We start from the raw sequence: 10,183 nt of genomic DNA, 5'->3' as shown, positions 1-10,183 counted from the left end.
CGAATGACCAGACCGCCGGATACATCATGTGGCCGAGCGTCATCAGGAAGAAGACCAGCCCGATCCAGCCAATGCCGGGATAGTTGCGCATCTGGATCAGCGTGCCGACCGGATTGGCGCGTTTCCATTCGAAGCGGCGACGATGCTGCTCGTCCAGCGTCTCCGGCAGCAAGAACATCGCGATGAGGAAGTTCACGAAGGCGAGCCCGGCGGCGAAGTAGAACGGCACGCGCGGCCCGAACGTGCCGAGCAGTCCGCCGAGCACCGGGCCGATGACGAAGCCGACGCCGAAGGCAATGCCGAGCAGGCCGAAATTCTTGGCCCTGTTCTCGTCGTTCGAGATGTCGGCGATGAAGGCCGACGTCGTCGAATAGCTGGCGCCCGAAATGCCGGCGAGCACGCGTCCGATGAACAGCATCGGATAGGACCAGGCGATGGCGCAGATCAGATTGTCGATGGAGAAGGTGAGCACCGAGGCAAGCAGGATCGGCCGCCGCCCGAAACGGTCGCTTAAGCCGCCGATGACAGGCGCGAAGAAGAACTGCATCGCCGCATAGACGAAAAACAGCCAGCCGCCCTCGATAGCCGCCTCGCTGACGCCGACGCCGGTCAGTTCCTGCAGATAGGCCGGCAGCACCGGCATGATGATGCCGAAGCCGATGACGTCGAGCAGCAGCGTCGTGAAAACGAGCGCAAGGCCCCGCTTGGCGGTCTTGGGGTCGATCATGGTGACAAGCTCCTCGGCCGCCTTGGACGGGAGGCTCTTATAGGCGAGCCAGCCGGCCGGAACAATAAGCGAACGACCGCAACTGCCTCATCCTGACATCAGTTCCCGGCAGCCCGCCGCGGTGCCGCAGCCCTGCGTCGCTGTTCAGACCGGATTGTTGAATGTATCGCAGTCCGAAAGCTTGCCGCTCTTGTAGCCGCGCGCCAGCCAGGTCTGCCGCTGCGCCGACGTGCCGTGGTTGAAGCTTTCCGGAACCACATAGCCCTGCATTTTTTTCTGCAGCGTGTCGTCGCCGATCTGCTTGGCGGCATTCAGCGCGCTTTCCATGTCGCCCTGCTCCAGAATGCCCTTCTGCGCGGTATAGTGCGCCCAGACACCGGCGAAGCAGTCGGCCTGAAGCTCGACCCGGACCGACATCTGATTGGCCTCGGCCTCGCCCATGCCCTGCCGCATCTGGTTGAATTTCGACATGATGCCGGTGAGGTTCTGCACGTGATGGCCGACCTCATGCGCGATCACGTAGGCGCGGGCGAATTCACCCGAGGCGCCGAACTGCTGGTCGAGCTGCTGGAAGAAGGTCATGTCGAGATAGACCTTGTGATCGCCCGGGCAATAGAACGGTCCCGCCGCCGAAGAGGCAAAGCCGCAAGCCGACCGGATCTGGCTGCTGAACAGCACCAGTTTCGGGTCCTCGTAGGTGAGGCCATTGGCCTTGAAGATACCGCTCCATGTGTCCTCGGTCTCGGCGAGCACGGTCGCCACGAACTGTTTCATCTCGTCCGAGGCGGGCGCGCCGCTGTCCGGCGAACTGCTGTCTTCGGTAATCTGGCCGCCGCCCGGCACAAGGCCACCACCTTCACCCAGGATCTGCGATGGATCGAAGCCGAAATACCATCCGGCGAGAACCACCAGAATGACGAAGATGATGCTGCCGCCGCCGCCCGCTCGCCCCCCGATCGGAACGCGGAACTGCCGCGGACTGCCACCGCCGAACCCGCCGCCGCTGTCGCTGCGCTCGTCCTCGATATTGTCGCTCTGACGGCGGCCTCTCCAAAGCATGGCAACTTCCTCGCAATGCAGATGTTCTGGAAGGTCCGGCCTATGACCGCCCCCTTCAGACAATTATCGCAACGGTCACGCCGAGTCACAGCATTTTTGCTGACGAAAAGACCGCGCGTCCGGCTCCAGATGGGATGAAATCAAAGCTTTTGCTTCGAGCCGGTTTCGGACTCGGTCTTGCGCTCGTCACGAGCCGCCGCGTGTCTCAACCCGTTGGCCGCTTTCTTGCCCTTCGTGGTCCGTGCCTGTTCAACGCCCGTCGCTTCCTCCCTTCCACGCGATCATCGCGCAACGTCAGGAGCAACGTGCGTGCCGTTCGGCGGTTCCAGCGACTCGTCGGTCGGGAAGTTTAACGCTGGCCGGGCTCAGCGTGTCGTCATCGCCCTGCGAAATGCATCCAGCGTCTCGGCGCTGACATGGTGCTCGATGCCCTCGGCATCGATCCGCGCCGTCTCGGCGCTGACACCCAGCGAGCGCAGGAAGGCTTCGACAGTCTCGTGACGGATGCGGCTCTCCTGCGCCACCTTGCGACCGGCGTCCGTGAGAAACACCCCGCGATAGGGTTTCCTGGACACCAGCCCGTCGGCGCAGAGCCGTGTCAGCATTTTTGCCACGGTGGGTTGCGCGACGCCAAGCCTGGCCGCGATATCGACCTGACGGGCCTCGTTTCCGTCCTCGATCAGATCGGCGATCAGCTCGACATAGTCCTCGACAAGCGCGCTGCGGCGCGCTTCGCGGGTCTGCCTGAACCCTTCCGAATGGATTTCGGCATCAGGAAGCGGCTTTTCGCGTCGAACTGGTCTGTTCCTCAGCGCCAATACGCGCTCCTTCATGGCTGAATCGGCTCCGCACTCATAGCACGGACCGTAGTGCTCTGGCCGTTTATTTGCATTCCCGGGTCGGCGCAACCCGGCGTTTGCTGCTGCACGCGGCGCCTGTCGGCTTGCATCACAAGAGCTTGAACAATGAAGTATAGCCTGTTGCATAATGTTCAGCCTTAGCATACATAGTGGCGATCCTCGATACCCTTCCAGCGGACCCCCCGATGTCAGAAGCAGTGTCCCGTCCCTCGTGGCAATTTGCCCGCTCCGATGAGACTGAGCAGCCCAGTCTGCGCGAGGTCAATGCCTCGATCAGGGTGCCCGACACCGGTCTCTGGTTCCGCCGCCTGTTCGCCTTCATGGGTCCCGGCTATATGGTCTCGGTCGGCTATATGGACCCGGGCAACTGGGCGACAGACCTCGCCGGCGGCGCCCAGTTCGGCTACACGCTGCTTTTCATCATCATGCTGTCGAATCTGATGGCGATCCTGTTGCAGGCGCTGGCCGCCCGCCTCGGCATCGCCACCGGCCGCGACCTCGCGCAGGCCTGCCGCGCCTATTATCCGCGTCCGGTAAATTTCCTGCTCTGGATCGCCTGCGAACTGGCGATCATCGCCTGCGACCTCGCCGAGGTGATCGGCACGGCGATTGCGCTGCAGCTCCTGTTCGGCATCCCGCTGATCGGCGGCGCCGTCCTCACCGCGCTCGACGCCTTCCTTGTGCTGCTGCTCATGAACAGGGGCTTCCGTTATCTCGAGGCGTTCGTCGTCGCGCTCCTGATCATCATCTTTGGCTGCTTCGCCATCCAGATCTTCGTCGCCGCCCCGCCCGCAGGCACAATCCTGCATTCGATGTTCGTGCCGTCGTCCCAGATCGTCACCAACCCGACGATGCTCTACATCGCCATCGGCATCATCGGCGCCACCGTGATGCCGCACAATCTCTACCTGCACTCCTCGATCGTGCAGACCCGCGCCTATGAGCGCACCGATGCAGGCAAGCGCGATGCCATCAAGTGGGCGACCACAGATTCGACCATCGCGCTGATCCTGGCGCTGTTCGTCAACGCGTCCATCCTGATCGTCGCGGCAGTGGCCTTCCACGGCACCGGGCACCAGGATGTCGCCGAGATCGGTCAGGCTTTCGAATTGCTGTCGCCGCTGTTGGGCTTGAGCATTGCCTCGATCCTGTTCGCGGTCGCGCTGCTCGCCTCCGGGCTCAACTCGACGGTCACCGCCACGCTTGCCGGCCAGATCGTGATGGAAGGCTTCCTGCGTCTGCGCATTCCGCAATGGGCGCGCCGCCTGCTGACGCGCGGCCTTGCCATCGTCCCCGTCGTGATCGTCACCGCGCTCTACGGCGAAAAGGGCACGGCCCAGCTCCTGGTCTTCAGCCAGGTCATCCTGTCGATGCAGTTGCCCTTCGCCGTTGTGCCGCTGGTGCAGTTCGTCTCGGATAAGAAGAAGATGGGCAGTTTCGTCATCTCGCGCGGCGTCGCCGCACTCGCCTGGGTAGTCGCGGCGATCATCCTGGTGCTCAACTTCAAGCTGCTCTTCGACACTTTTGCCGGCTGAGTTCGAGCCGCGACATCCCGGCCGGCCGCGCTATCTTCTGAAAGCATGACCGTTTCGGACGACGCCCGAAAATTCTACGCCAAACTGATGGCCGCGCATGCGCGCTCCGCCGATCCCCGCATCGAGGAGGCGTTCGCCTCCGTGCCGCGCGAGGCCTTTCTCGGCCCTGGACCTTGGACAGTCTTTGCCGGCGACGGAGCGTTCAAAACCCCGACTGCCGATCCAAGCTACATCTACCAGAACGTGCTGGTGGTGCTCGATGCCGACAAGGGCATCAACAACGGCGAACCGGTTCTGCACGCCATGTGGATCGGGAAGATCGAACCGAAACCCGGCGAAGCCGTCACCCATATCGGCGTCGGCACCGGCTACTACACCGCGCTGCTGGCAAGGCTGGTCGAGCCCGGCGGCAGCGTCACCGCCTTCGAGATCGAAGCAGATCTCGCCGCGCAAGCCAAGGTGAACCTCGCGGCCTACCCCAATGTCGAGGTCGTTGCCGGCGACGCTGTCGCCGGCCCGCTGCCGCCCTCCGACATCATCTATGTCAATGCTGCCGTCATTGCCCCGCCCCCTGCGTGGCTGAGGGCGCTCAGGCCCGGCGGCCGGCTGATCTTCCCCTGGCGGCCGGCGCAGCGTATCGGCCTCGCCGTGCTGGTCACCCGCATGCAGGCGGGGTTCGCCTGCCGGCCCTTCATGGGTTCCTGGTTCATCCCTTGCGTCGGCGCCTCCCTCGCCGGCCCGGACGCAAAAGTGCCAACCCGCGAACGCGCCAGCCGCACGCGCTCGATCTGGCTGACCGAAGACAAGGCGCCCGATCGAACCGCCACCGCCGTGTTCGGCGATGTCTGGTTTTCGTCCCGCGCCATGCGCGCCGACAGCGAACGATAGAAATCTGCGGGAGTCTGTGTCGGAACGCAGGCTCGTCGCCCGTCCTTAGGCCGAAATCCGGCCGCGACGGCACGGATCACGAAAAGGGAGAAGACAGGTGCGCAAGATTATCGCCGCCACATTCGTCAGCCTCGACGGGGTCATGCAGGCGCCGGGCGGCCCGGAAGAAGACCCGGTCGGCGGCTTTCAATTCGGCGGCTGGACCTTCCATTACTTTGACGAGGTGGCGGGCGAGGCAATGGGCGAATTGTTCTCCACGCCCTTCGCCCTGCTGCTCGGTCGCAGAACCTATGACATCTTCGCCGCGTACTGGCCGTATCAGAAAGATCCGATAGCAGATGCCTTCAACCCGGCGACCAAATATGTCGCGACGCATCGGCCGGATAGCCTGACCTGGCAGAACACGCAGGCGCTTGGACCAGATGTCGTTGCCAGACTCAGGCAGCTCAAGCAGGAAGACGGACCCGATCTGCTCATCCAGGGTTCGGGCAATCTGATCCAGACCCTGCTCGCCAATGGGCTGATCGACGAGATCCGGTTGATGGTCTTCCCGCTGTTGCTGGGCAAGGGCAAGCGCCTGTTCGGCGATGACGCGATGCCCGCCGCCTTCAAGCTCATCAAGTCGCAAACCACCAGCACGGGTGTCATCATGGCGACCTATGAACGTGGCGGCGACGTCAAGACCGGATCTTTTGCGACAGAGCAGCCTTCCGAAGCCGAGCTCGAACGGCGCAAGAACTGGAAATAGCGCCAAGGTTCCTCGCCCCCAAAGCGGGGGCGAGGAACGAAAAGTGTCGCTCACGCTGCCTGGCGATGCCGCGCCAGACCCTCGCGGATATGAGTGGCGAATGCCTCTGCCGTCGGCGTGACCGCATGCTTCGGCAGGTGCAGGTTGACGGAAAAATTCGGCAGCGCCGGTAAGTCGGCGTCGGACAGGATGTCGAGGTCGGCCGGAACCGTCGAGGCGAGCCAGGTGGTCACCGCAAGGTCCGACCGTACCGTTGCGGTCGTTGCGTCGATGTTGCCGTTCTCGAACACGGTGCGCCAATCGAGCCCATGCGTGCCGAGCGCCGCCAGCACCGCCGGGCGGAAGGCGCAGGTATCCGCGACCATGGAGACCGGCAAAGGCCGCTTCAGGCGCGCGGAGCCGCCTTTGGCGCCGACCCAGACCAGCCGGTCGACCACCAGGCATTCGCCGGCCGTCGGACCGGCCCGCTCCTCGATGACAGCAAGGTCGATTGTCCCCGCCGCCAGCGCCGCCGCGAGTTCCGGCGAAGAGGCGCAGACCAGCGAAATCTCCACCTGCGGATAGGCTTCAGCGTAGGTTTTCAAAACAGGTTGCAGCAATGTGCCGACAAGATCGTAGGGCACGCCGATCCGCACCCCGCCGGCGACCGCCTTGCCGCTTATCTCCGCCAGGATCTCGTCATTGAGCCGCAAGAGACGCCGGCCCTTGTCGAGCAGCCGTTCGCCCGAACGCGTCAGTCTCAAGCCGCGGCGGTCGCGCTCGAACAACATCTGGCCAAGGATCTCCTCCAGCCGCTTGATCTGCTGGCTGACGGCGCCCTGGGTCAGATTGAGGGCGTTGGCCGCGGCCGTCATGCTGGCTTTGTCGGCCGTCGTCACGAAGGTGCGGACAAGTGTGGTGTCGAGATCGCGGAACATCGCTGCATTATAATCACTAATGCAGACCATATCCAACATTGCATTTACTGATAGCGCCCAGCGCCTAACATGCAGGCTCCTTCCACCGTGGAGGCTTTGGATGTCCGAAACCATCATCCCCCTTGTCCTGTTCGCGTTGATCTCGACCTCGACGCCCGGCATCGCCACGACGCTGTCGACGGCATCCGGGGCGCAGTTCGGCTTTCGCCGATCGGTGCCGCTGATGGCCGGCAGCGCCGCGGGACTGGCGTCGGTGGCGGCGGCGGGCGCTGCCGGCCTCGCCGGGCTGCTTGCCGCCGTCCCTTCGCTCCAGCTGGCGATGAAGATCGCCGGCTCGCTCTATCTGATCTGGCTGGCGATCAGGATCGGCCGCAGCGGCACGCCAAAGCTCGACGTGAGCATGGCCAGGCCGAACAGCTTCTTCGGCGGCGCCGGCATCCAGTGGATGAATCCCAAGGGTTGGGCGATGGGCCTGGGTGCGGCCGCCTCCTTCGCGGCGCTTGCCGACGGCCCCTTGCAGTTGGCATTGCTGCTCGGTGCCGTGTTCGGCCTTGCCGCGGCCGTCTCGCTGTCGCTCTGGTGCGTAGCCGGCACGCTGCTGGCACGTTTGCTCCGAACCGAGCGGCAATGGCGCGCGCTCAACATCGTGCTTGGCCTGCTGCTGGCCGCCTCCATCCTGCAGATGTGGCGGCCAGCCTGAGGCGGGCAAGTCTTCAGTTCGCGAAGACTATTCCGCCGGCATCGCGATCGGGCGGGTGAGCGCGCGACCCGCGAGCACCACACCCAGCCCGACGATCGGGAATACAGCCGCGACCAGACCGAGATCGGCCGGCGCGCCGAAGCGCAGCACCGCGCCCCCGACCACCGCGCCAAGGGCGACGCCGAAATAGAGCGCCGAGGCGTTGAGCGAGAGCACGATCGGGGCGGCATCGGGCGCTATTTTGATGATCCGGCTCGCCTGGGCCGGCGGGAAGGCCCAGCCGACGATGCCCCACGGCACCATCATGCCCATCAGCGCCGGCCCGGCGATCGAATGCGGCAGGAAGGTCGGGATCAGCGAGAGGGTAACGAGCATCGCTGCACTCAGCCCCAGCGACCAGCAAACCGTGCGCGCCGCGCCGAAACGGTCCGCCGCCTGGCCGCCGGCGATGTTGCCGATGACGGCGCCAACGCCGAAGGCAAGCAGCATGCCGGGAAGCGCCAGCGGGCTGAGGCCGCCGCCCTCGATCGCCAGAGGCGCGATGAAGGCAAAGACGGTAAAGGCGCCGACCAGCGCCAGCATGGTCGTGACCAGGATCGGCAACACGCCGGGACGGACCGCCGCCGCGAGCCGCGCCTTGAGCGGCAACCTGGTGCCGACAATACCGCGCGGCAGCCGCCACCACAGGATCGCTCCTGCAAGCGCGCCGAGGCCGGCAATGGCGAAGAAGGTGCCGCGCCAGCCGGCAATCGCCGCCACCAGCGCGCCGAGCGGCGCGCCGACCGCGACCGCCACCGTGGTGCCGCCGACCACGACCGCGATGGCGCGGGCCCTGTGATGGTCGTCGACCAGCGCCACGGCGGTGCCTTGCGCGGTTGCCGCGAACAGGCCGGACGACAGCGCCATGACGATGCGTGCGATGAGCAGCAATTCGAAGGACGAGCTTAGCGCCGCGACGATATTGCCGATGACGAAGAACACCAGCGTCCACAGGATGACGCGCCGCCGGTCCCACTCGCCGGTCAGCGTCGCCAGGATCGGCGCGCCGATCGCATAGGCAAGCGCGAAGGCGGTGATCAGCGAGCCGGCGAGCGGAACGGAGATGCCGGCATCCGCGGCGATATCGGGAAGAAGGCTGGAGATGACGAAGCCTTCGGTCGAGATCGCAAACGATCCGAGCGCAAGCCAGAAGATCCGCTTGTCCATGGGATATGTCCTTTGTTCAAAAGTTATTGAACAATTGGACATGAAGAAGCATGATGTCAACGGAGCTTGGGCAAATTAACCGAACCCTGCTGACAGCCCTGTGTCAGGACCGCGTAGACACCGGGAAGCCGTGTAACCAAGCAAGTAGACGTGTAACCAAGCAAGGAGAGGAGACGCGTTGAAGTTGGTTCCGTTTGCGCTTAATTCTCAGCCATGACCTTGCCTCATCCGACCGCCGATCAGATCAGCCTGCCGATCGTGCTTGCCGTGCTCGGCGACCCGACCCGGCTGGCAATCGTGCGCTTTCTCGCCAGCAAGGAAGGCGTGCCGATGAACTGCGGCAAGTTCCTCGACCTCGCCTCCAAGACCAATCTCAGCTACCACCTCGCCAAGCTGCGCGAGGCGGGCGTCACGCGCACCGAAGCGGTCGGCACCAGCCGGCTGATCACCCTGCGCCGCGACGACCTCGACAGGCGCTTTCCCGGCCTGCTCGACAGCGTGATCGCGGCCGCCGGCGAGGACAAGGCGCTTCCAGCGGTCGGCACCACCGACGCCGAGATCGACGCCTGATGCGCATTGCCGTTCTGGCCGACATCCATGGCAACGTGCTGGCCCTCCAGCCTGCCGGATCGCGTTGTGCGGCCATAGCCATCGCAGCGAGCTCATCCGCATTCCCGGCGGCGCGCATGTCTCCGAGCAGGGCAGCCGGCAGCGCCCTACGGCATCGTCGAGCGGATGCCTCCGGCCGCTGCGACCGCTTCGAGGCGATCGCCGTCGCCTACGACCATGAAGCTGCCGCAAAGCAGGCCGAAGCAGCGGGACGGCCGGAATGGGCGCACGCGCCGCGGACCGGATTTACAAAGATTGAGCGCAGCTCATATCTAGATTGAGCGAAGCTCATATTCAGGATTGAGCCCAGCTCATATCCAGGGTTGAACGAAGTTCATATTTGATTGAGCGGAAGCGCCAGGATTGCAGTGCATTTAAGGATGAAGCGCAAAGTCACGCTCCGATCGACATTGCTGATCGCCGCACCTTTGCTGCTGGCCGCCGTGCCGGCTTTGGCCCAGGACGCGCCAGCCACGATCATTTCGATCATCGGCGGCCTCGCCCCGGACGATCTCCTCAACATCCGCACCACCGCCTCCCCGGATGGAAAGATCGCGGCGCGCCTGCCCAACGGCACGGCCGTGAAGAACTACGGCTGCAAGACCGTCAACAACTATCCCTGGTGCAAGGTCGAGGACACGCAGGACGCGCATATCGTCGGATGGGCGCCGGCCCGCTATCTCAGCCCGAACAACCCGGCCCCGGCGCCCGAGGATGCCGCCGTGCCGGCAACCGACGCCGGCCTGCCACAGGAAGCGAACGCGCCCGAGCCTGCCGAAGAACCGCAGCCGGACATCGCCGCGCGCCTGGGTCGCAGCGAGCCGGCCGCTCCGCCATCCGCGGCCGGTATCAGCGCGATCGCCATGCAGGACGCTTACGCCCTCGCCTTCGCCGCCTCGGCAATCACGGAGTCCGACACCCCTGCCCCAGACGC

At 64.7% G+C, this 10,183-nt stretch carries 11 protein-coding genes; 6 read left to right on the top strand and 5 right to left on the bottom strand.

Annotation, left to right across the window (positions count from 1 at the left end; genetic code table 11):
• The 3 genes from EOA32_RS27290 to mntR form a co-directional block, all read right to left on the bottom strand.
• Window positions 1–727: MFS transporter (locus tag EOA32_RS27290; RefSeq protein ID WP_145971363.1), on the bottom strand; the 727-nt coding region annotated here is incomplete at its 3' end.
• A 144-nt stretch (window positions 728–871) separates the two neighbouring features.
• Window positions 872–1,786: a neutral zinc metallopeptidase gene (locus EOA32_RS27285; RefSeq protein ID WP_095832366.1), complete on the bottom strand. Its 915-nt coding sequence runs from the start codon at window positions 1,784–1,786 to the stop codon at window positions 872–874.
• A gap of 365 nt (window positions 1,787–2,151) precedes the next feature.
• Window positions 2,152–2,604 carry a manganese-binding transcriptional regulator MntR gene (gene mntR, locus EOA32_RS27280; RefSeq protein WP_066994948.1) on the bottom strand — a complete coding sequence of 151 codons (453 nt, stop codon included), beginning with the start codon at window positions 2,602–2,604 and terminating at the stop codon, window positions 2,152–2,154.
• Between the two features lie 227 nt (window positions 2,605–2,831).
• Between mntR and EOA32_RS27275 the strand changes: the two genes are divergently transcribed.
• From EOA32_RS27275 to EOA32_RS27265, 3 genes are all read left to right on the top strand, one after another.
• A complete protein-coding gene (locus EOA32_RS27275) occupies window positions 2,832–4,181 on the top strand; it encodes an Nramp family divalent metal transporter (RefSeq protein WP_095832365.1) in 1,350 nt (449 codons plus the stop codon).
• 45 nt (window positions 4,182–4,226) lie between these two features.
• Window positions 4,227–5,069, top strand: coding sequence for a methyltransferase domain-containing protein (locus EOA32_RS27270; protein WP_095832364.1), 843 nt, complete (start codon window positions 4,227–4,229; stop codon window positions 5,067–5,069).
• Window positions 5,070–5,166: 97 nt separating this feature from the next.
• Window positions 5,167–5,817: a dihydrofolate reductase family protein gene (locus EOA32_RS27265; RefSeq protein ID WP_128373368.1), complete on the top strand. Its 651-nt coding sequence runs from the start codon at window positions 5,167–5,169 to the stop codon at window positions 5,815–5,817.
• Between the two features lie 50 nt (window positions 5,818–5,867).
• On the opposite strand, the gene EOA32_RS27260 is transcribed toward EOA32_RS27265, so the two are convergent.
• Complete coding sequence (locus EOA32_RS27260) at window positions 5,868–6,734, bottom strand: LysR substrate-binding domain-containing protein (protein WP_128373367.1); 867 nt, start codon at window positions 6,732–6,734, stop codon at window positions 5,868–5,870.
• A gap of 100 nt (window positions 6,735–6,834) precedes the next feature.
• Between EOA32_RS27260 and EOA32_RS27255 the strand changes: the two genes are divergently transcribed.
• Window positions 6,835–7,434, top strand: a complete 600-nt coding sequence (locus tag EOA32_RS27255; RefSeq protein ID WP_128373366.1) for a LysE family translocator — start codon at window positions 6,835–6,837, stop codon at window positions 7,432–7,434.
• Window positions 7,435–7,461: 27 nt separating this feature from the next.
• On the opposite strand, the gene EOA32_RS27250 is transcribed toward EOA32_RS27255, so the two are convergent.
• Window positions 7,462–8,640, bottom strand: coding sequence for an MFS transporter (locus EOA32_RS27250; protein WP_128373365.1), 1,179 nt, complete (start codon window positions 8,638–8,640; stop codon window positions 7,462–7,464).
• Between the two features lie 213 nt (window positions 8,641–8,853).
• On the opposite strand from EOA32_RS27250, the gene EOA32_RS27245 reads away from it, so the two are divergent.
• Both EOA32_RS27245 and EOA32_RS38840 read left to right on the top strand, forming a co-directional pair.
• On the top strand, window positions 8,854–9,210 hold the full coding sequence (locus tag EOA32_RS27245; RefSeq protein WP_128373364.1) for a helix-turn-helix transcriptional regulator: 357 nt from the start codon (window positions 8,854–8,856) through the stop codon (window positions 9,208–9,210).
• A gap of 449 nt (window positions 9,211–9,659) precedes the next feature.
• Window positions 9,660–10,183 (top strand): SH3 domain-containing protein (locus EOA32_RS38840; RefSeq protein ID WP_245499400.1); only part of this gene is annotated, 524 nt, incomplete at its 3' end.

This window comes from Mesorhizobium sp. M1A.F.Ca.ET.072.01.1.1, assembly GCF_004023325.1.
Taxonomy (GTDB): Bacteria; Pseudomonadota; Alphaproteobacteria; order Rhizobiales; family Rhizobiaceae; genus Mesorhizobium.
This window is presented reverse-complemented; position numbering and strand designations above follow the sequence as displayed.

Coding starts and splice junctions, on each gene's coding strand:
- EOA32_RS27255 (WP_128373366.1), top strand. CDS start 6,835: ATGTCCGAAACCATCATCCCCCTTGTCCTGTTCGCGTTGATCTCGACC.
- EOA32_RS27275 (WP_095832365.1), top strand. CDS start 2,832: ATGTCAGAAGCAGTGTCCCGTCCCTCGTGGCAATTTGCCCGCTCCGAT.
- EOA32_RS27285 (WP_095832366.1), bottom strand. CDS start 1,786: ATGCTTTGGAGAGGCCGCCGTCAGAGCGACAATATCGAGGACGAGCGC.
- EOA32_RS27245 (WP_128373364.1), top strand. CDS start 8,854: ATGACCTTGCCTCATCCGACCGCCGATCAGATCAGCCTGCCGATCGTG.
- EOA32_RS27270 (WP_095832364.1), top strand. CDS start 4,227: ATGACCGTTTCGGACGACGCCCGAAAATTCTACGCCAAACTGATGGCC.
- EOA32_RS27260 (WP_128373367.1), bottom strand. CDS start 6,734: ATGTTCCGCGATCTCGACACCACACTTGTCCGCACCTTCGTGACGACG.
- EOA32_RS27250 (WP_128373365.1), bottom strand. CDS start 8,640: ATGGACAAGCGGATCTTCTGGCTTGCGCTCGGATCGTTTGCGATCTCG.